The following is a 25,633-nucleotide window of genomic DNA, read 5'->3' as shown; positions in this document are numbered from 1 at the left end:
CGAGAGATCGGAACCCAAGCCAATTGGGCTATAAAACCAGCAGGTGATCTAACCAACCCGCTCAATCATCACTTGCACATCAAGGCTTTCTTGCCCGCCTCCAGTGCGAACGCCGCGAATGGGTGATGCACCCGTGAAGTCTTTGGCCACTGCCAGGCGGCAGTGATTGCCCTGCACCAAGGCTTTGTGGGTGGCGTCTACCCCCAGCCACTGCTGGCGATTCTCATCGAACACTTCAACCCACGCATGGCTATCGTGTTGCTCCACATTGGGATTGAAAAAGTAACCACTGACATATCGCGCCGGAATACGGTGCGCTCGCAGGCATGCCAACATCACATGCGAATGGTCCTGGCAAACGCCTTGTCCATTTTCAAAGGCCTGCAGTGCCGAGTCCGCCACGGTCGTGCTGCCTTTGGTGTACACAACCCTGTCGGCGACGGCATGGGCAAGGGTCAATATTCGATGGGCAAACGGAATGTGGGTGTCGGCGACGAAACTGGCAAAGTCACACATTTCATCGCTGAATTGAGTGAGTGGCGTGGTGGGCGTGTACACCAATGGATTCAGCGAAAATTTCGGCGGTGGTATGTAGCCATCGCTCAGTGAATCAATTTCGACATGTCCGAGAGATAGCACACTGAGTTCCCGGTGCTGCTGATTCACCGAAAATGTATGCACCTCGTTGCCATGATGATCACGGGCACGGTGGTGTTTGGCTGGTGTTTTTATTTTCCAGTCAAGAATGCGTTGTTTGTTGTCCTGTTGCGGGGTAAGGCGCACGTGCTGAATGCTGTACAGCACGGGCCAGGTGTAGCGGTAGGTGGTGTGGTGTTGAATGCGCAGTTTCATGCCTCAAGTGGCACCAGGAAATCTTTGCTGATCCGGTTGCCCAAATCATTGACACGTTCAAGAAAGTTGGTGAGGTAGGCATGCAAGCCCATTTGCAGAATGTCATCAATTTGGCTATACAAAAGCTCAGCGCGCAGCTTGCCTGCACGGCGCTCCGTGCTTGCCGAGTAATCGTTTCGAATCATTTCAAGGTTGGCGCACACCTCATTCAACGAAGCCAGTAGCGAGCGTGGCATGTCATCACGCAGTATCAGCAACTCTGCAACACGATCTGGGGTAATCACATCCCTGTATACCTTCCGGTAAGTTTCAAACGCGGACACTGAACGCAAAATGGCAGCCCAGTGGTAATAATCCGCGTGGGGATCTGCTGTGCTCAAATTGGCCAAGGGGCTGAACGGCATGCTGTGAAACTTCACATCCAGCAGTCGTGCAGTGTTGTCAGCACGTTCCAGAAATGTGCCCAATCGAATAAAGCGGAAGGCATCGTCCTTTAGCATGGTGCCAATGGTGACACCGCGCGACAAATGACTGCGAAACTTCACCCATTCAAAAAACTCAGACGGGTCGCGTTCAACCGTGCCGTCGGCCAACACTTTTTTCAGTTCAAGCCATGTGGTGTTGTTGGTTTCCCAAACTTCGGTGGTCAGTGCGCCACGCACGGCACGCGCATTCTCGCGGGCACCTTGAAGACAGCAGTAAATACTCGATGGGTTGCTGGGGTCTTTTACCATGAAGTCAATCACGGCCTCCGCGCTGACTTCGTCATGTCTCTGGGCAAATGCCTCTGTTAGTTCACAAATCGACAGCATGGCGCGCCAGCCTTGTTCTGCGTTCTCCGGGTCTTGGGGAAGCAGGGCGGTTTGTACATTTACATCAAGCATGCGGGCGGTGTTCTCCGCGCGTTCAATGTAACGGGCCATCCAGAACAAATGGTCAGCAGTTCTACTCAGCATCTTGTTTGCTCCTTATCGTTCCAGTACCCAGGTGTCTTTGGTGCCGCCGCCCTGGCTGCTATTCACCACAAGCGATCCTTCTCGCAGTGCCACCCGGCTTAAGCCACCGGGAATCAGGCTGACTTTGCTTCCTGACAACACAAACGGCCGAAGATCAATGTGGCGGGGGGCCAAACCCTGTTCTACAAAAGTGGGGCAGGTTGACAACGCCAATGTGGGTTGGGCAATGAATTTCCCGGGGTCTGCAATCAGCTTTTGGCGGAAGTCCTCAATTTGCGCTTTGGTGGATGCCGGGCCCACCAACATGCCGTAGCCGCCTGCGCCGTGCACTTCTTTTACAACCAACTCGGGTAGTCGGGCCAGCACTTCTTTCAGTTGCTCAGGTTTTCGGCATTGCCAGGTGGGCACGTTTTGAATGATGGGTTCTTCGCTTAAATAAAAGCGAATCATGTCGGGCACGTAGGGGTAGATCGATTTGTCATCGGCCACGCCTGTGCCAATCGCGTTGGCCAAAGTCACGTTGCCGGCTCGGTACACCGACAACAGGCCGGGCACGCCCAGTTGCGAATCTTCCCGAAATGCCAGGGGGTCCAGAAAATCGTCATCCAGCCGGCGGTAAATGACATCCACGCGTTTGGGGCCTTGAGTGGTGCGCATGTAGAGCACCTCCTCATCTACAAACATGTCTTTGCCTTCCACCAGTTCAATGCCCATTTGCTGGGCCAGAAACGCATGTTCGAAGTAAGCGGAGTTGTACATGCCCGGTGTCAGCAAGACCACAGTGGGGTCGCTGCTGTTTTGTGGTGAAACCGAGCGCAGGTTTTCAAGCAGGTTATCCGGGTAATGTTCAACCGGGGCCACGCGATTGCGGGCAAACAGTTCCGGAAACAGGCGCATCATCATTTTCCGGTTTTCAAGCATGTAACTGACACCGGAAGGTACACGCAGGTTGTCTTCGAGTACATAAAACTCGCCTTCACCGGCACGCACCACATCAACGCCAGCAATGTGGGCGTATATGTCGCCCGCCACTTTCACGCCCTGCATTTCGGGGCGGTACTGTTCGTTGTTGAAAATCTGTTCAGGTGGAATAAGTCCGGTCCCCAGTATTTTCTGTTCGTTGTAGATGTCTTTCAAGAACATGTTCAGGGCTTGAACACGCTGGCGCAATCCAGCTTCCAGTGTTTTCCATTCAGCCGCCTTGATCACCCGCGGCACAATGTCAAATGGAATCAATCGCTCTGTGCCCGATTCTTCTCCATAGACGGCAAAGGTAATACCCACCCTTCTGAAAATAAGGTCAGCTTCCGCGCGTTTGTTCTGTAATTTCTCAGGAGATTGCATCTCGAGCCAACGCGAAAAATCCTGATAATGCGGGCGCACTTCTCCGCTGTGCGTGTACATTTCGTCGAAGGGTGTAGATGACATATGCTGATTATTCCTGTTCTGTTTAGTCTTGAAGTAACAAGAAGCATGCCAAGCGCATGCAGGCTGATTGTGTCGCGCACAGCCATAAAGTTAACAGTCTTAACGACCTTTTGCACCGCTTTCGTGCATGTGCCAGTAGCGCCGGCGTAGCTGGTGCGCGTTGTCTACCTCGGGCTGCAAGTTCAGGTGATTGAACCTCCACTTCATTGCACCATTTTGGGCGGTGTTGAACCATTGGACGCCCAGGGCTTCGTATCGTTCAATCACGACTTTGTGGGGATGACCAAACTGGTTTTCCCAGCCCGACTGTATCAGTGCAAATTCAGGCCGTACGGCTTGAAGAAACGGTGCGGTGGACGAGGTTTTGGAACCATGGTGAGGTACAAGCAAAACCCTGGATTTCAAGGCGTTCGAGCCGTGTTGGGCCAGCAAGGTCATCTCTGAAATCGCCTCGATGTCACCAGTCAGCAGCACGCTGTGTTTTGCATTGCTGATTTTTAATACACAACTTTGATTGTTTTTGGCCAATAACTTCGGGTGTGAATGTACCGGTGTATCCATGCCCACCGGAGTGAATTCGACGCCATCCCAGATCCATGGCTTTAAGGCGTGGCATTGCGAGGTGCTGCTTTTTTGCATGTGCGCCAGCAGGTTTAGGCTGTGCTGTTTGTCGATCGAGGCAGTGAATTGAATTGGAGGTGCCTTCTGTATCAACAGTGGAGCACCGCCCGAATGGTCGGCATCATCATGCGACAGCATGAACATATCGGCACGTTCATAACCATGCGCAGCCATCCAGGGCAGTACCACGCGCCTGGCAGAGTCAGAGCGCGCGTTGAACGCCGGGCCCGCATCGTAAATCAAGAGATGGTTTTGGGTTTGAATGCTGATTGCTGTGCCTTGACCCACATCCATCAAGGTCATCCAGAAGTCGTGCTGTGCAGGCCTGGGCGGTGGAATTAGAAGCAGGGCAATCAGCGCGATTCCTGTCCATCTTGGGATCAGCCCTGCGGGCAAAATTAAAACCAGGCAACCCAGCGCCACCAGGGCATTGATCCACCCTGGTTGGTTGTGTACCGGCAACGTAGCCCAGTTCAATTCATTGAAATACACAAGCCATTTGCGCTGAAGGGCAAGGCTGTTTGCGGCCAGCCACAGTAATACCGGCTGTTGTACCAGCCCACCGAGCAAGGCCAGAGGCGTGCTCACAAAACTCATCCATGGAATGGACAGGGCATTGGCCAGAGGGCTGATCAGCGACTGCTGGTTAAACAGCATCGCGCAGGGCAGTATCAATCCAATGGTTACTGTGTATTGGGCTTTCACTGCGTTGGCGATTAGTTCTTGCTTGGGCTTGATGAAGAGGTAGTGCCCCTGCGTGACAAAAATAAGCACTGCTACAGCACCGAAGGAGAGAATGAAGCCCGCATCCAGCACAGCCCAGTTGTCAAAGGCAAGGGTTAAAAACAAGGCGAGAAAAAAGGTGTCCCAGCTGCTTTGCATGCCGCCACGTATTTGCCCCACAAACAGCGCAAACAGCATGAACACGGTACGTTGGGCTGGCACTCCCCAGCCTGCGATCAAGCCGTATAACACAGCAAACAGCAAGCCAAATGCGCTGCCTGCCAAGGGGGCTGGCAGGCGAAGACACAACCGGGTTGATCGACGCCACAGCGCATTAAAAAGTTTGCCGGCAAGCATTGCGAACAGGGTGATGTGTAAACCAGAAATGGCAACCAAATGTGCAATGCCAGTTGCGCTGAACATTTCCCGATCCTCAGGGCTGATCAAACCTTGATCACCCACCACCATGGCCAGTACCAAGGCTTGCTCAGGGTGGCTTTGTAAGGCAGTGACGATTGTGCTTGCAATCTGCAGGCGTGCCCGTTCCATCCAGACCAGCGGGTTCAATGTGGTTTGTTCAGGCAGTTGTTCAAGCTTGCTTTTGAACTGCGCAGTGCCCGCAATTCGGTTGGCAAACCAGTGGCGATGAACATCAAAACCTTCCAGTTGCAAAGGCGCCTTGGGCGATTTGATGCGAACGGTTGACCGAAAGTATTCGCCTGGCAGAAGTTCACGGTATGCAGAGGCATTTTCGACAAATGTTTGCAGACGCGCACCCGTAACCAGACACTCGGTGACGACATCATGGTCTCGCGGCGTGTGTTCGATTAACCAGGTTTGTGCGTTGTTGTCGCGAAACGCTTTTTCAAGAAGCCGAAATTCAGATTGAATGGTTTGCTTGTTGCAGGCCAGGGGTACTTGCGCTTGTTGATGTGCAGCGGCCTGAATGCCAGTACAAAGCTGTGCCATCACAAAACCCAGAATGAACCAGCCTAGTTTTTCAGTGACTTGCCGACTAACGCCACCCCGAATGCCAAGTAACAGGAAAACGGCTACCCAGGCGAATAAAACGACATTGTTTTCTCTCAAGGTGCCATAGGCCACTTTCCACACCCATGGCAGTGTGGCCTGGTTGTGAAACAGCAGAAGGCTAAGCAGGTAGGCTGCAGTAAACAGCGGTAGGGAAGGCACAGCGTGATTCGGGTGGCGAGGCAAAGCCGCAAGGTTGCACCAAGGCGATCAGGTCCACCAATGATGAACGCGATCGGGTGATGGCTTTGATTAGCCTTGACGGGCGAGGGCAGGCAATACCCGTTGCGAGTTCACTTGTGTGTGCTCAGAGAGTTCTTGCATGCTCAAGTTACGCAGTTCAGCAATTGTTTGTGCAATTCTCGGCAGGTGTTCGGGCGCGTTGCGTTGTTTGTTAATCCATTCCGGTGCAATATCGGGTCCGTCAGTTTCAAGCACCATGGCATGTTCAGGCAGCTCGGTGGCCAATCGGCGCAACTGAAGTGCCCGGGTAAACGTGCTTGCTCCGCCAAATCCAAGACACATGTTCAAACTCAGAAAATGATCCGCTTGCTGAAAGCTGCCATTGAATGCGTGGGCAATGCCACTGCGTGGTTTGTAAATTCGAAGGCCTTTTAAAACAGGGTCTTGCGCCTTGCGAACATGCATCACCACTGGCACATCGAAATCGCGTGCCAATTTGAGTTGTGCATGAAAAAACCGCACCTGCTTGTCCCAGTTCAAACCAGGCACAAAGCCATCAAGACCGATTTCTCCCAAGCCTGCAAACTTGGGGTCGTCCATAGACAGCACGATTTGTTGCCTCAAGGTCAGCAGGTCTTCTTCTTTTGCGTTGTCTACAAACATGGGGTGTATGCCCAGGCAGTACACCGCCCCCGGAATGCTGTGAGCCAGGCTTTTTACCGCATCAAAATTGAATGCACCCACGGCAGGTAATACAAACCGGGTAACATGCACTTCACGCGCACGTTGAACTACGACAGCGCGATCGCTGTTGTATTCAGAAGCATCAAGATGAAGGTGCGTGTCGGTCCACATACTTTAAAGTTTGCCATGTTTCGTCGGAAAATTCGAAAGTACCTTCCCACTGTCGACCACTTTGAGCGCTTGCCGTGGGCGCGGCCATTCAAGCGCTTTCTGGGGCACCCCAATATTTGGGCATTGAATCGAAAAAGCATCGCGGGCGGTGTGGCGGCAGGTTTGTTCTGCGGGCTCATTCCCGGACCATTTCAAATTTTTGGTTCTCTCCTTTGGGTGCTGGTCGCAAAGGTGAATATGCCAGTTGCCTTTGCGGTTACCTTGTACACCAACCCGGTCACGATTGTGCCGTTGTACTTGATTGCTGTGGCTTATGGCGATTTGTTGCTGGGTGGGTTGGGTGAAAGCAATTTACCCCCGATTCCTGAATGGAACTGGTCAGCGTGGGGTGATTCCACCCACGCGATGGTGGACTGGATGTTGTCTATGGGCCCTTCGCTGGCGGTTGGTTTGCCCGCACTGATGGTGACTTTGTCGATACTCGGATATTTCAGTGTGCGTTTGGCCTGGAACATTGGTGTTCGAATTGCTGTGGTTCGCAGGCGCAGGCGGAATGTCTCCGCCACTCGCTAACCCAGCTGATTCATTCCGCTTTCAGTTCACCTTTCTCAAGACGCAACACCTTGCTGCATTTGCGGGCCAGTTCCATGGAATGCGTCACGATAATCAAGGCTGATTTGTTGGCCGCCTTGCTGTGAATCAGGCTTTCAAACACTTGGTCGGCGGTCTCCTGGTCCAGATTACCCGTGGGTTCGTCGGCCAAAATGGCTTTCGGATTGGTCACCATGGCGCGGGCAATCGCCACGCGTTGGCGTTCGCCACCTGACAATTCCGCGGGGCGATGGTTCAGCCTGTGCTCAAGCCCGAACTGCTTCAACAGCACAGCACTTTTTTCACGGGCCACCTGTTTGTTCTCACCACCAATGCGAAGGGCCATGGCCACATTGTCCAGCGCATGGAATTCGGGCAGCAAATGGTGAAACTGGTAAATGAAGCCCAGGGTTTTATTGCGTTCCATGCCCAGTTTGCGAACAGACCATGGCTCGATGGCCTGGCCCGCCCAAAGCACTGAACCGCTGTCGGCTTTTTCAAGACCACCCAGCACATGCAGCAAGGTACTTTTACCCGCACCAGAGGCACCCACAATCGCGACGGTTTCGCCAGCCTGCACTTGAAAGTTCAGGTTTTTGATGACTTGCGTGGCTTGGTCATTCGCCGTGATCCCCTTGAATGCCTTGCTGAGGTTTTTGGTTTCCAGAACAACATTACTCATAACGCAGGGCCTCCGCAGGTTCGGCACGCGATGCACGCCAGCTTGGGTAAATGGTGCTGAGCACGCTGAGTACCAAGGCCACGGTTACGATGGTGACCACATCGCTTGCGCGAGGGTCGGAAGGCAACTGGCTGATGAAGTAAATTGATTTTGGCAAAAACTCAACGCTAAGCGCCCGTTCAATGGCGGGCACAATGGTGCCCAAATTAATGGCCAGCAACCAACCTGCTGTTACACCCAGGAAAGTACCGATCCAGCCGACCAGTGCACCTTGCAACATGAAGATTCGTTGAATGGCAAACGGACTGGCGCCCAAGGTACGCAGAATGGCGATTTCCCCGCGCTTGTCTTTCACGGTCATGACCAGCATCGACACCAGGTTAAATGCGGCTACCGCAATAATCAGCGTCAAGATAATGAACATCATGCGTTTTTCGGTTTGTACCGCGGCAAACCAGGTGCGGTTTTGCACCGACCAATCACGAACCCACACGGTGGGTGGCAATTGGCGTTCAATGTCGCGTGCCACAAGCGGGGCAGCGTCCATGTCGTTCAACTTCACGCGAATACCGGTTGGGCCAAGGCTGCGGTAAAAGCGGGCAGCGTCGTCGAGGTTCATCAACACCAGGCCGCTGTCGTACTCATAGTGGCCGGTGCTCACCAATGCGGTAATTTCGAAGGCTTTCAGGCGCGGAATCATGCCAGCGGGCGTCATTTGGCCGGAAGGCGCAATCAGCGTGATGCGGTCACCCACGCTGACCCCAATTTGTTTGGCCAACTCGATCCCCAGCACCACGCGGAATTCGCCTGCTTGCAGGTTGCTCAGGCTGCCAGAAATCACTTCCTTGAAATCAGATACTTCGCGTTCCTGGGCAGGGTCGATGCCACGAACAATGGCAGGGCGCAGAAGATCGCCGTGCGCCAGCATACTTTCGCCAGCGACATAGGGCGCAGCACCAATCACTTTGGGGTTGGCCGCCTTGATTGCACCGACCAAGGCTTCGGGGTTGTCAAAGCCCTCTTGGGGCGCCAGTACCTCGATGTGTGCAATCACCGACAGCATGCGATCGCGCACCTCTTTTTGAAAGCCGTTCATGACGGACAACACCACGATCAGCGCTGCGACACCAAGCCCAATTCCAGCCATGGACAATCCGGAAATAAAGGAAATGAATTTGTCACGGCTTCTATGGCCACCACCGCGCACATAGCGCAGTGCAATTTCAACATCAAAGGGTAAACTAATCACAAATTGTCCCGAATTGTTCAAATGCGCTCTTGAAGTTTCAAGGCGCTCTCATTGTAGTGTGAATAAAACCGTGTCCAAACCTAGCAATGCGCCTTTGTGGGTGTTCGTTCCCAACATTCTTGTGCCCGAAATGGCGCTGGAACGCCTGTCTGCCACTTCGCGGGCCCAGTCTTTTGCGGGCCTGCCAGCCGGTTTGTTACAAACCATGGCCCGAAACGCTGCGCCTGAATATCAAAATGCCGATGGGCTGGACCGTATTGAAGCCTGGCTGATGCGCTACTTGGATTCCCAAGCGCAAGCAAAGTTCGACCAGTACCCGGCCTGGGCCATGCTTGAAATGCCCAAGCTTGAGGCCGACGCAGCGCAAGTAACGCCTTTCACCCGGTTTTGGAGCACGGTTGGGTGTCTAGAAATTGAGCGGGATGGTGTGCGTTTTACGCCGCCCGAGGTATTGCAGGTGGGCCAGGCTGACCTGGATGCCTTCTGGAACGTGGTGATACCCCTGTTGCAGCAACACGGTTGGACATTCAACACACCGGCAGGTTTTCACAGCCTGCTCAGCAACCCGACGCCAGTGCCTATGGAACAGGCTTCGCCCTGGTCGGTGCAGGGTATTCGGCTGACTGACTACCTGCCCATGAACCACGAATGCAGCGACTGGCGGCGCATGTGGCTGAATTTGCAGGTGGAGTTGCACAACGCCGAATTCAACAAAGCCCGCGAAGCCAAGGGTTTGAAGCCCCTGAATGCGCTGTGGTTTTGGGGTGGCGGTGAGGCTTGGCAAACCGATGTCGCCTTGCCGCGTGTGAAATCCGTTTCCGAAGACGGTGTATTTGATGCCGTAAAAATGACCGATGGCGCAGATGAGGCCGTGAATCGATTTGTGTTCTGGACCCAACTGTTAAGTCAGCTTGGTACGGGCACGGATGTAAAACCCGACCATGTCTACTGCGTTAACTTTCAAGGTTGGGGCGGCAATATTGGCGTGTTCAAACTGCTGGAAAGCGAGGTGCTGCAACCCATGCGCCTGGCCGGTCTGGCCTTCAACTGGGTGCTGTTGGGCAACAATGGCTGGAAAACTTTAAAAAGCAACTGGATGAATCGATTCAAGTTTTGGCAAAACAAACCCGATTGGGCCTTACTGGGCGAGCCTGAAATGCAGGAAGGTCCTTCCGAGGAAGACCTTCAAGCCGCTTGGCAACAGGGTCAGCGAGACCAAGACAGCATTCAGGCTGAATGGGAGGGCCGGTAATGAATACCAATATAGTTCAGCACCGGGTTAGAACCCCTCGCCCTCAAGTTGAAGCAGTACTTCGCAGCCAGGGCATGCACCCCTTGATGGCACGCCTCATGGCAGCGCGGGGCGTGGATTCTCAGGCCGAAGCTGAAACCCGGCTGGCTGATTTGATTCCACCGGCTCAGCTCAAGGGCATTGAGCAGGCTGCAGAAATTCTGGCAGACGCGCTGGAAGCTGGAGCCCGCATTGTGGTGGTGGGTGATTACGATTGCGATGGCGCCACAGCCACGGCGGTGGGTGTTCGTGGTTTGCGCATGTTGCTGCAAAGCCTGGGTGCTGACGAAGAGGCCGCCAAGTACCACATCGATTTTTTGGTGCCCAACCGGTTTGAATACGGTTACGGACTAAGTCCTGAAATTGTTCAACTTGCTGCTCAGCAGTTTGAGCCCGATTTGCTGGTGACCGTGGACAACGGCATTGCCAGTGTGGAAGGCGTGAACGAAGCCAATGAATTGGGCATTGGTGTCATTGTGACCGATCACCATTTGCCCGGCGACCAGTTGCCCCAAGCACTGGCCATTGTGAACCCCAACCAGCCTGGTTGTGAATTTCCGAGCAAGTCGATTGCCGGGGTGGGGGTGATGTTTTATGTGTTGTTGGCCACCCGTGCAGTGTTGCGCGAGCGTGGCGTTTTTGATGCGGCCACTCAGCCCCGTATCGATTCTCTGCTTGATTTGGTGGCTTTGGGCACTGTGGCTGATGTGGTGAAACTGGACGCCAACAACCGCCGTTTGGTGGCGCATGGTTTGCAGCGCATCCGTGCAGGCCGTGCCCAGCCTGGCATGTTGGCCTTGTTTCACGAGGCTGGGCGTGACCCCCGCAAGGCCACAGCCGCTGACATGGGCTTTGCCCTGGGCCCGCGCTTAAATGCAGCTGGCCGTTTGGCAGACATGGCCATTGGTATCCGTACCCTGTTGGCCGACGACGCAGGCGAGGCCAGCGCTTTGGCTGCCCAGCTTGGGAAAATGAATGAAGAACGCAAGCGCATTGAAGCCGACATGAAACGCGATGCCTTGGAAGACATCGAAAAATTCATTAGTCAGGACGAACCTGCAGCCGGTATTGTGGTGGCGCACAGCACCTGGCACCAGGGGGTAATCGGTATTTTGGCCTCACGAATCAAAGAGCGCCTATACCGCCCCACCATTGCACTGGCCCCGGGCGATGACGGTTTCTGGAAGGGCAGTGGTCGCTCCGTGCAGGGTGTTCATTTGCGCGACGTACTGGATTTGGTGTGCAAGCGACTGCCTGAAGGCAGCATGCCCAAGTTTGGTGGCCACGCCATGGCGGCGGGTTTAACCATCGCGGAAGGCGCGATTGAACAGTTCAAAATTGAATTTGCCAAAGCGATTCTGGATTTGAGCGATCCCAGCGCGCTGACGCAGGTGGTAGAAACCGATGGTTCAATTCCTGCCGACTACATTGCCGCCAGTGCTGCTGATCTGTTGGAAACACAGGTGTGGGGGCAAGGCTTCCCGGCGCCCTTGTTTTGTGATGAATTTGAGGTGGTCGAGCACCGTTTGCTGAAAAATGCCCACAGCAAGTTTACTTTGCGCCGCGACGGCAAAACCTTTGTGGCTTTGCGCTGGCGCGCCGTGGAAGCCCTGCCGGCCAAGGTAAAACTGGCTTACCGGTTCGAGCGGGACACGTTCACGGGTGGCGATGCCGTGCAAATCATTGTGGAGCATGTGTTGTAGGGTGGCTTGCGTTACAATATCGGGTTACGCACATTGAATTTGTTAGAGAAACATGGAAGCCGAACGCCTGAATGCCATCATCAACGCCCTGACTGACCTAGCCGACCGCGCAGGCCAGTTGCGGAGGTATCTTTGACGTCGACCGCAAGGCTGAGCGACTCACTGTAGTTGACGCCGAACTGGAAGACCCCAACGTTTGGAACGATCCCAAACATGCTCAAGAACTGGGCAAAGAGAAGAAGATGCTCGATGGCGTCGTGGTCACCATGAACACCGTGCAATCAAATATCAGTGATTCCAAAGAATTGGTCGAAATGGCCGAGGCTGAAGGTGATTTCGACACACTCGAAGCCATCGAAAGCGAAGTGGCTGAATATGAGAAGGTAATTGCAGACCTTGAATTCCGCCGCATGTTCAGCAACCCTGCCGACCCGGCCAACTGTTTCATCGACATCACCGCAGGTGCAGGCGGCACCGAAGCCCAGGATTGGGCCAGCATACTGTTGCGCCAGTACCTTCGCTATTGCGAACGCAAAGGCTTTAAGGTTGAGGTGATGGAACAGTCCGACGGCGAAGTGGCAGGCATTAAATCCGCCACCATCAAGGTTGAGGGCGAATACGCCTTCGGCTATTTGCGCACCGAAACCGGTGTGCATCGACTGGTGCGTAAATCACCATTCGATTCCTCAGGCGGGCGCCACACCTCGTTTGCATCCTTGTTCGTGTATCCCGAAGTAGATGATTCTTTCGAAATTGAAATCAACCCGGCCGATGTTCGCACCGACACCTACCGTGCCAGCGGTGCGGGTGGTCAGCACATCAACAAAACCGATTCTGCGGTGCGCTTGACCCACATTCCAACCGGTATTGTTGTGCAGTGTCAAAACGACCGTTCCCAGCACCGCAACCGCGATGAAGCCTGGGGCATGTTGAAAGCCAAGCTGTACGAGTTCGAAATGCGCAAGCGCATGGCCGAGCAACAGGCCCTTGAGGACACCAAAACCGATGTGGGCTGGGGCCACCAAATTCGCAGCTATGTGCTGGACAACAGCCGCATCAAAGACCTGCGCACTGGTGTGGAAATTTCCAACACCCAGCGCGTACTCGATGGCGACCTCGACCCATTCATTGAAGCCAGCTTGAAGCAAGGTATTTAAACCATGAACGACAAAACACAAGCCGCTGGCGACGAATTGCCAGTCGATGAAAATCAGATTATTGCCGAGCGCCGTGGCAAGCTGGCCAAATTGCGAGAGAAGGGCCAGCCTTTCCCCAACAGCTTCAAGCCTGAACACCGCGCTGCCGATTTGCATGCCCACTATGGTTTGCTGGACAAAGAAACCCTCGATCCGCAGGGCATTGAGGTGTCTGTTTCTGGCCGAATGATGTTAAAGCGCGTGATGGGCAAGGCCAGTTTTGCAACCGTGCAAGACGGCACCGGCCGCATTCAGTTTTACATCAACAATGAAGGCGTGGGCGAGGGTGTTCACGGCGAATTCAAGCATTGGGATTTGGGCGATATTATCGCCGCCAAGGGCAAGCTGTTCAAAACCAACAAAGGTGAGTTGAGCGTGCATTGCACGGAAATCCACTTGTTGGCGAAAAGCCTGCGCCCCTTGCCCGACAAATTCCACGGCCTGGCCGATCAGGAAATCAAGTACCGCCAGCGTTACGTGGATTTGATTGTTTCCGAGGAAACCCGCAGCACCTTTGTTGCGCGTTCACGTGCCATGTCGTCCGTTCGCAATTTCATGGCAGACCATGGTTTTCTGGAAGTAGAAACGCCCATGTTGCACCCCATTCCTGGCGGTGCATCGGCCAAGCCTTTCATTACCCACCACAATGCGCTTGACATGGAAATGTACCTGCGCATTGCACCTGAGCTGTATTTGAAGCGCCTGATCGTGGGTGGTTTCGAGCGTGTGTTCGAGATCAACCGCAACTTCCGCAATGAGGGTGTCAGCCCGCGCCACAACCCTGAATTCACGATGATGGAATTCTATGCGGCGTACTGGAACTATCGCGACTTGATGGACTTCACTGAGCAGGTGATTCAGCATGCAGCCACCACTGCAACAGGTAGTGCGAAATTGACTTACCAGGGCCGTGAGCTTGATCTGTCCAAGCCCTTTGCACGCTTGACCATTGTTGAGGCGATTCAGAAGTACTTCCCGGAATACGGCACAGAAGATTTGCAAAACATCGACTACCTGAAAAAGGCCTTGGCCAAGAAAGGTGTGCATGTGGACAAAGAACCTGCGCTGAAAAATGCGGGCATCGGTGCCTTGCAGTTGGCCTTGTTTGAAGAAACGTCCGAGAGCCTGCTGTGGGAGCCTACGTTCATTGTCGACTACCCGGTTGAAGTGTCGCCCTTGGCACGCGCATCGGATGCGAATTCGCAAATTACTGAACGGTTCGAGTTGTTCATCACGGGTCGCGAAATTGCCAATGGTTTTTCAGAGCTGAATGACCCGGAAGACCAGGCCGACCGATTCAAAAAACAGGTTGAAGCCAAAGAAGCTGGCGATGACGAAGCCATGTTCTTTGATGCTGATTTTATTCGTGCGCTTGAATATGGCATGCCACCCACCGGTGGTTGTGGCATTGGTATTGACCGTTTGATGATGCTGATCACCGATAGCCCCAACATTCGCGATGTGATTTTGTTTCCGCATCTAAGGCGCGAAGACTAACTAAGTCACCTGCGGTGAGAAGTTCACCGCACGTGTCACATCATCCCGCCTTGGCGGGCTTTTATCCCTTCTTGATTGCTGGCTCGGTTCATGCGAAACGCAAAAGCGTGTTCGCATCGATTGCTAGCGCAATCGCCCCTCGCTGCGCATCAAGCGGGAAGCCCACCTGAAATCGGCGGAACGGCGCGACACATGCGGTGAATCAACCCCCGGGTGATTCAGAACGGGGTATATGTTTGGTCGCCTAAACACACTTCACTAAACTCCATTTTTATTTTTGGAGGTTTAATCATGTCCAACATTGAAAGTACCTTGTTTTGTTCACCGACCGGGTCAAATACAGTGCGAGGGACTGATTCTGTCGGGCAAGGGCGATTTGCCGCCTCACGCGGAGCGAGGCTCCACAGTGGAGTAGATTTTAATGTTAAGGCTGGTGACGACGTTTACTCTCCAATATTTGGAAAAGTTGTTCGCGTAGCTATTCCTTACAAGTCCGATGAGAGATTCAGGGGTTTGATGATCGAAGGTATCGGACGATACGTCGGCTATTCGGTCAAACTCTTTTATCTCGATCCGCTCAAAGAAATTGTTGGAAGAACAGTGAAACAGGGGGAATTGATTGGAACGGCTCAAGACTTAACGATTAAGTATCCCGGTATCACAAACCATATTCACTTTGAGGTCACCTTCAAAGGAATCCAGATTGATCCCTCGCGCTTTTTGGAGAAAGAAGAATTATGCAAAGTTTGAAAATTTTTCTCGCTTTGGTCTTCATCCAGATATCGGTGGCATGTTCAAAATCTAATGATTCTTCGCTGGTTCAATTACATCTACAGTCGAAAACTGAATGTCAGTTGATATTCAAATCTCAAAATGTTTCGGTAGTCGAGAATTTTTGCAGTACTGAAGGAAAACCCATTCTGATCAGGATGAACGATCAAGAAATCAGGTCTGACTGGATTGATGAGCGAACTAGCCGCTTTCTCTTTCAGGAAGGTTGCGCCAGTTCAGATGAATGTTTCTATGAGCTGAGTACAAACGAAGCCGGGGTGCGTGGCCGCTTCTCATATCGAATCAACATGACTGAAGGTGAATACAGCTTTGAGGTTGGTGCATCTGGGCAACCGAAGGTGTTGACAGAGAAATCGAAGGACAGCGCATCCTGAATCTAAAGGTCTATGCGCTTTGTTGCATTCATTACGCCGATTCAGGTGGGCTGCCCGCTTGATGCACAGCGAGGGGCGCTTCCGCCAGGAAGCGATGCGAAGACGCTTTTGCGTTTCGCATGAACCGAGCAAGCATCAAGAAGGGATAGAAGCCCGCCAAGGCGGGGTGATGCGACACGCGCAGAGGCCATCAAGAAACCGGCGATACCTAGAACACCGTCACCGCCACCTTCAAGGTATGCTCCCCCCCGCCATGCACAACTCCACGCATCGGCGGCACATCCGCATAGTCACGCCCAACTGCCACAGTCACATACCGGGTATCTGGCAATTGGTTGTTGGTCGGGTCGAAGTCTACCCAGCCTACATCAGCACCACACCACAGCGATACCCAGGCGTGGCTGGCGTCGGCTCCCAGCAGCTTGGGTTGTCCGGGCGGTGGTTCAGTCAGCATGTAGCCACTCACATAGCGGGCTGAAAGCCCAAGTGAACGCAATACCCCCAGCATCACATGTGCAAAGTCCTGGCAAACCCCTTCGCGGCTTTGCATCACTTCTTCAACAGTGGTGTGAATGGTGGTTGAACCACTTTGGTAACTGAACTCCCGAAAAATACGTTGCATCAAAGCCTGCCCGGCGTGTACCACCTGGCGGCCCGGCCAGAAATCGAGACTGCCATAATCGCGCAGCGAATCGAGCAAGGGCACATGCTTGGACTCAAACCGGAACTGATAATCGTTGGAAATGGCCTGGCCTGCCTGGTAGCGCAACTGGTCAACCAATTCGTTCCAGCTTGGGCTGATCAAATCGTCAATCGGCCCAGTGTGTAAGAAGCTGCTGACTTCCACTTCGCTTTCGCTGTGCACTTCAAGATGATCGTGCGGATAATTCATCTCGAAGTGGTGAACCACATTGCCGAAGGAATCGGTATTGCTTTGCACGGTCGACGGGTTCGGGCGAATTTTTAGCGTATGCGAAATCAGCCTTTGGCCCTTGCGCAATGGGCCCGCTTCCATGCCTTCGCCTTCTTGCGGTTGCAAAATGCAAATTTGCTGCGAGCATTCCGCAGGTTGTTGATAGTCGTAGTCGGTGACATGGGTCACCTTTCTTCTTTCCGAGAAGGGCATTGATTTATCTTCCCTGAATGACTTGGTCGGGCAACTCTGCCAGTCTGAAATATTGGGCACCTACCAGGTCTGAAACCTTGTAGGCCGTGTCGAGTAATTCTTGCAGCCAGGCGCGCAATTTGCGCCCGGTATCGGCCGGGAAGGGGGGTTGAAGTCCTTCCAGGCTAAGACCATCCGGCATGTCGCCGTTGCGGTACACGCTGTCGAACAGTTGTCGAATCTGGCTGGTGTCGCCAGGCAAACGATCAATCACAATGTCCAGCTTATACAGAATTCGGCGAATGGCATAGGGCGCATCTTCGTCAAATATCAACAGGTCAAGCGTTGGCAACCATTCAAACCGGTGCTGGTAGCGCGATCGGTAAGTAATGGTGCTGTCGGCCAAGGCTATCGCCAAAGCAAGGCCATGTTCACCGGCACGCCCGGGCATGCTGGTTAGTGACAGCAAACAATCACAGGCACCGCACAGGCGTTCAAGCTGGCGGCCCAGTTGCAAAAAGCGCCAGCCGTTGTCGCGCGTCATGTGGTCACTTTGCTCGCCATGCATGGCCAGCAAATACAACTGTACCTGCTCAAGCGAGGCGGTGGGCAGCGTGCGTTGAAAACGAACCCACTCGGGTTCGATCAGCACTTTGGCGCAGTCATTCAACAGTCGCCAGTGGCCGCTGCTAAGCCGTTCACGCAATTGGCCAGCCACATTCGCCAAGCCATTCAGTTGCCCCGCCAGGCCCACCGCAGCGGGTTCGTCCACACCGGTTTTGTACCAAAGGCGTTCAAGAATATTCGCCTCTAGTTCATCTTGGGTCAGTGGTTCGGCTGGGTCAAACTCGGTGCTCAATCCCTGCTTTCCACACAATTCATGCAACAAACCCAGGGTGGTGGTGTCCAGGTATTCCTCTTCGTTCAGCAGCAATTGCGCACGCATCAACAGGCGCAATGAAAAACTGGCCCGCTCGGTGTAACGCCCAAGCCAAAACAAATGCTCGGCAGCCCGGCTAGACACGGGCCTGCGCAGCGCCTGCAAATCTTTGGCTTGCAGTTTCTCTTTCAGGTTGGTGGTGCGTTCAACAGGTTCGCCACTGCGCACCCAGGTGTCCAGGCTGGTGCCACCCTTTTGCATGCTCACAATGCCGTGCTGGTCACCGGCCACACGGGTCAGCCCACCCGGCATCACCGTGTAGTTGCCTTGCCCGTCGGTTACAGCAAACAGACGCAGCATCATGGCGCGTTCTTCAATACCGCCCGCACCGGTCCAAATGGGCACGCGCGAGAGCGGTATCAATTCTTGCAAGGTGTATTGTGATGGCCTTTGGCTGATCTTGGACAACCAGGCGCGCTTTTCAATTTCATCCAGTTCAGACCCCATGATGGAATCCATGGTGCGCCCGCGGCGGTTTGGTCCGGTCGATTTGATCACCAGATTGTTCAGCCGCTCGCTGGCTTGTGCCCAGGCAGGCGACTCACCGCACCACCAACTGGGCACGCTGGGCAACAGCAAATCTTCTTGAAGGTAATGTTGTCCAAGCCCCGGCATGAAGCCATGAATGGCCGGGCTTTCCAGCCAACCCGAGCCTGGCATGTTCGCCATGACAACGCCACCTGTGCGGATGGCTTGCAACAAGCCGGGCACGCCCAGTTGGGAGTCCTCGCGCAGTTCAAGCGGATCTAGCCATTGGTCGTCGGTTCGCCGAATCAAACCGTCAATTGGCTCAAGTCCGTTGACTGTTTTCAGAAACACACTGTTGTTGCGCACGGTGAGGTCGCTGCCCTCAACCAGCGAAATACCCAGGTAACGCGCAAGGTAGGTGTGTTCAAAGTAAGTTTCGTTGTATGGCCCCGGAGTCAGCAGGGCAATGCGCGCGCTGTCTCCCTTGGGCGAAAGCCTGCGGATGCCATCGATGTAATCGCGGTAAAAACCGGCCAAATGTTGAATGTGCATTTCACGAAAACCACGCGTAAAGCTGCGCGAAATACTCAGGCGGTTTTCAAGGGCATAACCGAGACCCGACGGCGCCTGCATGCGGTGGGTAATCACCCACCATTTCCCATCGGGGCTGCGCCCAAGGTCGAATGCCACCATGTGTAGCCACACCTTGTTGGGCGGCTCGATGCCCTGCATTTGCGGCAAGTAGCCTGAATGGCCGTAGACCAGGTCTGCGGGCAGCAAGCCTTTGGAAAGCAGTTCGCGCTGGCCATACACGTCGGCCATCATCGCGTTGAGCAGGCGTGCACGTTGGGCAATGCCGGTTTGCAGCACCGCCCAGTCGGCTTGGTCAATGATGAAGGGCAGCAAGTCGAGTGACCAAGGGCGCGAGGTGCCCTGTGCATGGTCGGCGTACACATTGTAGGTAATGCCGTTGTCACGAATTTGCTTGGCCAGCGCATTCAGTTTGCTGTCCAGGTGATCGCTCAGCCCGGTGCCGGGCAGGCGATTTACAAAATCAGCCCAGGCCGGGCGAAGAACACCCTTGACTGCCAGCTCGCTGTAGTACGCGCTGGTGCCTTGAAGGATGCTCTGCTGCCAGGGCACCTCGACGTTTGCAAGGGTGGTGTTCGGGTTCGCGCTCAAAGCGGTCACTGCCTAAAGTTCGGTGCCCTATTGTAAATGCCTAACACCATCTTAGGTCTAGTGTGATGGGGAACTCGGGTCTTCCGCTTGGGCTTTTTACACTAACCTTGCCGTGGGTGTGGCCCATGCGGAAGAAGCGCGTTAAACGCCTGCTTTCCGCTTCGAAGGCATTCACCGGGAATAGGTCATAATTGCGCCCGCCCGGGTGGGCCACATGGTATTGGCAACCTCCCAAGCTGCGGCCGTTCCAGGTGTCGATCAAGTCAAACACCAAGGGGGTGTGCACGCCAATGGTGGGGTGCAGTGCATTGGGTGGTTGCCAGGCTCGGTAGCGCACACCAGCGACATATTCGCCCTCGGTGCCAGTGCTGTGCAAAGGTACTTTCACGTCATTGCAGGTCAGGGTGTAGCGTTCGTCTACAAAGTTTTTGACTTTCACTTCCAGGCGTTCAAGTGAGGAATCAACATAACGCACAGTGCCGCCAGGCGCGCCTTCCTCGCCCAGCACATGCCAGGGCTCCAGGGCGCTGAATAGTTCCACTTCCACACCCCGGCTTGAAAAGTCGCCCATTTTCGGGAAACGGAATGCGAAGTGCGGCGCAAACCAGTCCATCTGAAACGGAAAACCGGCAGCGTTCAGGTCGGCCACAACATCTGCGATGTTGTTTTTGACGAAGGTGGAGAGCATGAACTGGTCGTGCAGGCGTGTGCCCCATTTCACCAGCCTTGCCGTGTAGGGCGTTTTCCAGAATTTCGCAATCAAGGTGCGCAGCAGCAGTTGCTGTGCAAGGCTCATTTGCGCATTGGGTGGCATCTCAAAGGCACGCAACTCAAGCAGGCCCAGGCGTCCTGTGGAGGTGTCGGGGCTGTACAGTTTGTCGATACAAAATTCGCTGCGGTGGGTGTTGCCAGTCGAATCGATCAAAATGTTGCGCAAAAGGCGATCGATAATCCACGGCGGCGGGTTGCCCCCGTGTTTCTGCATTTGCTTGTCCAGTTCATTCAGTGCCAATTCAAGTTCATGAACCTGATCGCTGCGGGCCTCGTCCACACGTGGGGCTTGGCTGGTAGGGCCAATAAACAGGCCTGAGAACAGGTACGACAAACCCGGGTGGTTGTGCCAGTACCGCAGCAGGCTGCCCAACAAATCGGGGCGACGCAGGAAAGGGCTGTTCTCGGGTGTTTCACCGCCCATCACAAAGTGGTTGCCGCCACCCGTGCCACTGTGCCTGCCGTCGAGCATGAATTTCTCAGTGGACAGGCCAATAAGACGCGCTTCTTCGTATAAATTCGTTGTCAGGTGCAGCAGTTCGCCCCAGTTCTTGCTGGGTTGAATATTCACCTCCAGCACGCCGGGGTCGGGTGTGACCTGCAGCATGGTCATGCGCTTGTCGCGTGGGGGCGGGTACCCTTCCAGCACCACAGGCTGGTTCATTGCCTCGGCGGTGTCCTCGATGCGGGCCACCAGTTCCAGGTAATCGTCCAGTACTTCCAAGGGTGGCATGAACACGTACAAGTGCCCGTTTCGGGCTTGAACGCACATTGCAGTGCGCACAATGTGCGTGGCCGATTCTTTCAATACCGGGGCTTTGTCATCGGCTACACCAGCTTTGGCCCCGGGCTTTTGCAGGGCCACGCGTGAAGGTGCTGCTGGTGCAAAAGGGTCGGCAGGAATTGTGTAGGGAAAATCTTTCTTGACCACCCACGGTTGAGAATCCAGTGGCAGGCGGTAACCCATGGCTGAATCGCCCGGCACCAGATACATGCGTTCATCTCGCAAAAACCACTGCCCTGTGCGCCATTGGCCTTTCGCCGATTGAATGGGCAGGCAATAGCCCACTTCCTCGGTCAGCCCTTGGGTAAACACCTTGTTCAGGCGTTTGCGTTCAAGTGGGTCGTCCAGCCTTGAGTCGAATGGATCGACGTTCACAGGTAGTTTGCGCTCTCGCCACATGTAGTACCAGGCATCTTCGAAACCGGGCATGACGTAGCGAGGGTGAAGCCCCAAGCGGCTGCACAACCCTTCGATGAATTGTTTGGCAGTGGCATTGCCGGCTTTGCCATCCGTTTGTTCGTGGCTAAGCAGTTTCGGATTCTTCCAGATGGCTTCGCCACTTTTCAGCCAGTACATCGACAGCGCCCAACGTGGCAGTTGCTCGCCGGGGTACCACTTGCCTTGCCCAAAGTGATACAGGCCACCCTTGCCGTAATACTTGGCCAGCTTGTTCAGCATCTTGATGCCGTATTCGCGTTTGGTGGGCCCCAGTGCGTCGATATTCCACTCGGCAGCACCCCGATCGGTGTTGGCCACAAAGGTGGGTTCGCCACCCATGGTCAGGCGCACGTCGAGCGCGTCGAGTGCCTTGTCCACTTCGAAGCCCAGCGCCTCAATGCCTTTCCACTGTTCCTCGGTGTAGGGCTTGCTGGTGCGCGGCGACTCATACACCCGCTGCACGCTCATTTCATGTTCAAACTCAACTTCACATTCATCCAGCGTGCCAGTGATGGGGGCTGCACTGCCAGGCTCGGGAGTGCACGCCAAGGGTATGTGCCCTTCGCCAGCCAGCAAACCCGAGGTGGGGTCCAGCCCTATCCAGCCGGCACCGGGCAAATACACCTCGCACCATGCATGCAGGTCGGTGAAATCTTTTTCCGGGCCATCTGGGCCGTCGATGGCTTTGACATCGCTTGTGAGTTGGATCAGGTAGCCCGAGGCAAACCTTGCCGCCATGCCCAGCCGGCGGAATATTTGTACCATGAGCCATGCCGTGTCACGGCAGGAACCCGACCCACTGTTCAGTGTTTCATCCGGCGTTTGCACGCCCGGTTCCATGCGGATCAGGTACTTGATTCGTTTCGCCAAATCCTGATTCAGGGCCACCAGAAAGTCGATGGTTTTAACCCGGCTCAGGTTCATCTCGGCCATGTAGGCGTTGAATGCCTTGCCCGTGTGGCAGGGCACCAAGTAGGGTGCCAGTTCCTGGTCCAGCGATGCATCATATTTAAAAGGGAAGAACTCGGCGGCTTCTTCGAGAAAAAAATCGAAGGGATTCAGCACCGACATTTCAGCCACAAGGTCCACCGCAATTTCCAACATCTCTGTGCGTTCGGGAAATATCAGGCGACCCATGTAATTGCTTTGAGGGTCTTGCTGCCAGTTGATGAAGTGGGTTTGTGGCAGCACTTCCATGCTGTAACTGAGAATACGCGTGCGGCAATGCGGGGCCGGGCGTAAACGCACCACTTGGGGGCCCAGGTTGATCAGGCGATCGTAGCGGTAGCGTGTAATATGGCGCAGAGCAACGTGAATAGACACTGTGTAATCCCAAAAATGAAGCCGAACAAACAAAACCTGTTTACGGCATGGAGAGAAGCATGAACCATGCCGAAGAAATCTGGAAAACTTTGGTGCGCGCCACCGTGGACAAAAAACACCCTTGGCGCGTGGTGGGTTTCAGCACATCGGGCCCGAAGGGTCCGCAAGTACGCTCGGTCATTTTGCGGGCGGTCAACACTGGCGAACATCACCTGGTTTTTTACACCGATCGCCGAAGCCAGAAAATGACTGACATCGCACACGATCCACGTGTGGCGCTGTTGTTCTGGAACCCTCGCAGCAACACCCAGCTTCGAGTATGTGGCATTGCAGCGCCGCAGACCAGTGAATTGATTGTGAACAGTCTTTGGGCGCGTATCCCCGACTATGCGCGAAAAGACTATGCCACCCTGAGCGCACCCGGTGACGCCCTTCCTGGTGGTGATCTGGTGTATGACTTCGATACGGCCCGTGCCAACTTTGTGGTGTTGAACGTGAAAGTGTTGAGTCTGGAACTGCTGGAATTGAAGCGGGAAGGCCACGTCAGATTTCGTTGTGAACTTGACGAAACTGGACACTGGATTCATCAAAACATGATTCCCTGAGGGTATCCTGAACTTTGAGTTTTTTTGAGTAGTCAGCAAAGCGAGGTCATAGCAATGAGCGACACAAAATACACACCACCCAAGGTTTGGGTGTGGGACAAAGAAAGCGGCGGCAAGTTTGCAAACATCAATCGCCCGATTGCCGGTTCCACGCACGACAAAGAATTGCCCGTGGGCGAGCATCCTTTGCAGCTTTATTCACTGGCCACACCCAATGGCGTGAAAGTCACCGTGATGCTGGAAGAGTTGCTTGCTCTTGGCCACAGTGGTGCTGAGTACGATGCCTGGTTGATCAATATTTCCAATGGCGACCAGTTCAGCAGTGGTTTTGTGGACGTGAACCCCAACAGTAAAATTCCAGCCCTGCTGGACCGCAGTACGAACCCGGCGACGCGGGTTTTTGAGTCGGGCTCAATCCTGTTGTACCTCGCTGAAAAATTCAAGGCATTCTTGCCCACTGACCCAGCAAAGCGAACAGAAACATTGTCGTGGTTGTTCTGGCAAATGGGCAGTGCGCCCATGCTGGGTGGTGGTTTTGGGCACTTTTATGCTTATGCCCCCGAGAAGTACGAGTACCCGATTAACCGCTACGCGATGGAGGTGAAGCGACAGCTGGACGTGCTGGATCGACAGTTGGCCAATCAGGAGTACATTGCAGGCAGCGAATACACAATTGCGGACATGGCCATATGGCCTTGGTATGGTGCCTTGGTCACCAACAAGGTATACGAGGCTGCTGAATTTCTGGAGGCGCACACCTACACCAATGTGTTGCGCTGGACCCATGAAATAGCCAAGCGTCCAGCGGTGATTCGCGGGCGAATGGTGAATCGCGCCTGGGGTGAGCCCAACGAACAGGTGCTTGAGCGGCACAGTGCCAGTGATTTCGACGGCAAGGCCATTTAAGGGCGGCTGGCTGGGGCACAATGTGCCCTTTCTTTAATTGGCAGTGGAGTTTTATTGTGTACAAGCTTGCGTTTGCACTGGTAGTGGCTGGTTTGGCGGGTTGTGCGTCAACCCATGATTTGTCCAAAGGCAGCAATATGCTGGGCGGTGGTTACAAACAAGAGGAAATGGGCCCAGGCCTGTTTTACATCTATGCGCGCTCTAACCATGCCCCTTGGACCAATCTTGAAGCTGCCCGCACAACCTGGCGCACTGGTGCAGAGCGGGCCTGTGCTTCTGCTGAATATGACGAGCTGGCCATTGCAGAAAACGAGAAGGACACCGGCCTGCAAAACAGCAGTGGTGTGCGTTATTTGGTGACCGAGAGAACGGGGTATGCCAAATGCGATTCATCAACGTTAAGCAGCGCAGAGATCAATCAAATTATCGGAAAGGACTCCGCAGTTCGATAATAAAAAGGGGGAGTTAATGCGCCTGTTCAGTACAGTTTTATTGGCATTCGCCATGTTTGCAAGCACTGTGTATGGGGCATCTCCACCGGCTTCAGTCGAACGTACGGACTGGAAATCCTTTTTTGATCAACACAATGCGGTCGGCACCTTGGTGGTGCTTGATCAGCGCAGCCCGAATCCCGTTTTTCAGGTCTACAACCCCAAGCGCGCCAGTACCCCTTACCTGCCAGCTTCCACCTACAAAATACCTCATGCCCTGTTTGCGCTGGAACATGGTGTGGTGAAAGACGAGTTCCAGGTGTTTAAATGGGATGGGAACAAACGTGATTTTGATGTCTGGAATTCTGATCACAACCTGCGCTCGTCCATGCGAGGCTCTGTGGTGTGGGTGTATCAGTGGATAGCACAACGAATTGGCGAACCAGCCGCCAAAACCTATCTTGAAAAAGCAGGTTACGGCAACGCCGACCCGAGTGGCGGAAAAGAGGGTTATTGGCTGGATGGCAACATACGCATTACCGCATTTGAGCAAATCAGTTTCTTGCAAAAGCTGTATGCGAATAGTTTGCCTTTCAAGCCAGAGCATCAGCGCCTTGTGAAGGACATCATTATTGTAGTCGGTCCTGAATAACTCGGT

The 25,633-nt window shown here is 54.2% G+C and carries 20 protein-coding genes and 1 pseudogene; 11 read left to right on the top strand and 10 right to left on the bottom strand.

Annotated elements, in window-relative coordinates; genetic code table 11:
- Positions 1 to 48 precede the first annotated feature (48 nt).
- The 5 genes from B4N58_RS06135 to B4N58_RS06115 all read right to left on the bottom strand — a co-directional run bounded on the left by B4N58_RS06135 (position 49) and on the right by B4N58_RS06115 (position 6,647).
- Positions 49 to 852, bottom strand: a complete 804-nt coding sequence (locus B4N58_RS06135) for a transglutaminase family protein (protein WP_291747035.1) — start codon at positions 850 to 852, stop codon at positions 49 to 51.
- Positions 849 to 1,808 (bottom strand): alpha-E domain-containing protein, encoded by a 960-nt coding sequence (locus B4N58_RS06130; protein WP_138519341.1) that lies wholly within the window; start codon positions 1,806 to 1,808, stop codon positions 849 to 851. The genes B4N58_RS06135 and B4N58_RS06130 overlap by 4 nt, the downstream gene beginning before the upstream one ends.
- Positions 1,809 to 1,820: 12 nt before the next feature.
- Positions 1,821 to 3,236, bottom strand: a complete 1,416-nt coding sequence (locus B4N58_RS06125; protein WP_291747031.1) for a circularly permuted type 2 ATP-grasp protein — start codon at positions 3,234 to 3,236, stop codon at positions 1,821 to 1,823.
- Positions 3,237 to 3,335: 99 nt separating this feature from the next.
- Positions 3,336 to 5,771 (bottom strand): DNA internalization-related competence protein ComEC/Rec2, encoded by a 2,436-nt coding sequence (locus B4N58_RS06120; RefSeq protein WP_291747028.1) that lies wholly within the window; start codon positions 5,769 to 5,771, stop codon positions 3,336 to 3,338.
- A 90-nt stretch (positions 5,772 to 5,861) separates the two neighbouring features.
- Positions 5,862 to 6,647, bottom strand: a complete 786-nt coding sequence (locus B4N58_RS06115; protein ID WP_008251876.1) for a TatD family hydrolase — start codon at positions 6,645 to 6,647, stop codon at positions 5,862 to 5,864.
- 15 nt (positions 6,648 to 6,662) lie between these two features.
- Here B4N58_RS06115 and B4N58_RS06110 point away from each other — a divergent pair, with 15 nt between their 5' ends.
- Positions 6,663 to 7,220, top strand: coding sequence for a DUF2062 domain-containing protein (locus B4N58_RS06110; RefSeq protein ID WP_291747025.1), 558 nt, complete (start codon positions 6,663 to 6,665; stop codon positions 7,218 to 7,220).
- 10 nt (positions 7,221 to 7,230) lie between these two features.
- On the opposite strand, the gene B4N58_RS06105 is transcribed toward B4N58_RS06110, so the two are convergent.
- Both B4N58_RS06105 and B4N58_RS06100 read right to left on the bottom strand, forming a co-directional pair.
- A complete protein-coding gene (locus B4N58_RS06105; RefSeq protein ID WP_291747022.1) occupies positions 7,231 to 7,920 on the bottom strand; it encodes an ABC transporter ATP-binding protein in 690 nt (229 codons plus the stop codon).
- A complete protein-coding gene (locus B4N58_RS06100; protein ID WP_040513436.1) occupies positions 7,913 to 9,166 on the bottom strand; it encodes a lipoprotein-releasing ABC transporter permease subunit in 1,254 nt (417 codons plus the stop codon). The genes B4N58_RS06105 and B4N58_RS06100 overlap by 8 nt, the downstream gene beginning before the upstream one ends.
- A 73-nt stretch (positions 9,167 to 9,239) precedes the next feature.
- On the opposite strand from B4N58_RS06100, the gene B4N58_RS06095 reads away from it, so the two are divergent.
- The 6 genes from B4N58_RS06095 to B4N58_RS06070 all read left to right on the top strand — a co-directional run bounded on the left by B4N58_RS06095 (position 9,240) and on the right by B4N58_RS06070 (position 16,022).
- The gene (locus B4N58_RS06095; protein WP_291747018.1) at positions 9,240 to 10,421 is read left to right on the top strand and encodes a hypothetical protein; all 1,182 of its coding nucleotides are present in this window, start codon (positions 9,240 to 9,242) and stop codon (positions 10,419 to 10,421) included.
- A complete protein-coding gene (gene recJ, locus B4N58_RS06090; protein ID WP_373567541.1) occupies positions 10,421 to 12,163 on the top strand; it encodes a single-stranded-DNA-specific exonuclease RecJ in 1,743 nt (580 codons plus the stop codon). Before B4N58_RS06095 ends, recJ begins: the two co-directional genes overlap by 1 nt.
- Positions 12,164 to 12,215: 52 nt before the next feature.
- Positions 12,216 to 13,320, top strand: a protein-coding gene (gene prfB, locus B4N58_RS06085) for a peptide chain release factor 2 (RefSeq protein ID WP_156799692.1) whose coding sequence is annotated in 2 segments (ribosomal slippage) — positions 12,216 to 12,296 and positions 12,298 to 13,320 — 1,104 coding nt in all. Because the reading frame shifts where the segments join, the coding sequence is not laid out codon by codon here.
- Between the two features lie 3 nt (positions 13,321 to 13,323).
- Positions 13,324 to 14,856, top strand: a complete 1,533-nt coding sequence (gene lysS, locus B4N58_RS06080) for a lysine--tRNA ligase (RefSeq protein WP_291747015.1) — start codon at positions 13,324 to 13,326, stop codon at positions 14,854 to 14,856.
- A gap of 291 nt (positions 14,857 to 15,147) precedes the next feature.
- Positions 15,148 to 15,606, top strand: coding sequence for a M23 family metallopeptidase (locus B4N58_RS06075; RefSeq protein WP_291747012.1), 459 nt, complete (start codon positions 15,148 to 15,150; stop codon positions 15,604 to 15,606).
- Complete coding sequence (locus B4N58_RS06070) at positions 15,594 to 16,022, top strand: hypothetical protein (protein WP_291747009.1); 429 nt, start codon at positions 15,594 to 15,596, stop codon at positions 16,020 to 16,022. Before B4N58_RS06075 ends, B4N58_RS06070 begins: the two co-directional genes overlap by 13 nt.
- 208 nt (positions 16,023 to 16,230) lie before the next feature.
- Here the strand turns inward: B4N58_RS06070 and B4N58_RS06065 are convergent, their stop codons facing one another.
- The 3 genes from B4N58_RS06065 to B4N58_RS06055 are packed head-to-tail and all read right to left on the bottom strand — an operon-like array spanning position 16,231 to position 23,033.
- Positions 16,231 to 17,148 (bottom strand): transglutaminase family protein, encoded by a 918-nt coding sequence (locus tag B4N58_RS06065; RefSeq protein ID WP_008251892.1) that lies wholly within the window; start codon positions 17,146 to 17,148, stop codon positions 16,231 to 16,233.
- Positions 17,149 to 17,152: 4 nt separating this feature from the next.
- Complete coding sequence (locus tag B4N58_RS06060; protein WP_198006855.1) at positions 17,153 to 19,717, bottom strand: circularly permuted type 2 ATP-grasp protein; 2,565 nt, start codon at positions 19,715 to 19,717, stop codon at positions 17,153 to 17,155.
- Positions 19,718 to 19,757: 40 nt separating this feature from the next.
- Positions 19,758 to 23,033, bottom strand: coding sequence for a DUF2126 domain-containing protein (locus tag B4N58_RS06055; protein ID WP_291747004.1), 3,276 nt, complete (start codon positions 23,031 to 23,033; stop codon positions 19,758 to 19,760).
- Positions 23,034 to 23,092: 59 nt separating this feature from the next.
- Between B4N58_RS06055 and B4N58_RS06050 the strand changes: the two genes are divergently transcribed.
- From B4N58_RS06050 to B4N58_RS06035, 4 genes and pseudogenes are all read left to right on the top strand, one after another.
- On the top strand, positions 23,093 to 23,638 hold the full coding sequence (locus tag B4N58_RS06050; protein WP_291747002.1) for a pyridoxamine 5'-phosphate oxidase family protein: 546 nt from the start codon (positions 23,093 to 23,095) through the stop codon (positions 23,636 to 23,638).
- 54 nt (positions 23,639 to 23,692) lie between these two features.
- A complete protein-coding gene (yghU, locus tag B4N58_RS06045; protein WP_291746999.1) occupies positions 23,693 to 24,544 on the top strand; it encodes a glutathione-dependent disulfide-bond oxidoreductase in 852 nt (283 codons plus the stop codon).
- A gap of 56 nt (positions 24,545 to 24,600) precedes the next feature.
- On the top strand, positions 24,601 to 24,996 hold the full coding sequence (locus B4N58_RS06040) for a hypothetical protein (protein WP_156799693.1): 396 nt from the start codon (positions 24,601 to 24,603) through the stop codon (positions 24,994 to 24,996).
- 16 nt (positions 24,997 to 25,012) lie between these two features.
- Positions 25,013 to 25,612 (top strand): annotated as a pseudogene (locus B4N58_RS06035) (penicillin-binding transpeptidase domain-containing protein); the annotation flags it as partial.
- Positions 25,613 to 25,633: the final 21 nt, after the last annotated feature.

Origin of the sequence: Limnobacter sp. UBA3528, assembly GCF_002377005.1 — a bacterium.
Classification (GTDB): Bacteria; Pseudomonadota; Gammaproteobacteria; order Burkholderiales; family Burkholderiaceae_B; genus Limnobacter.
This window is presented reverse-complemented; position numbering and strand designations above follow the sequence as displayed.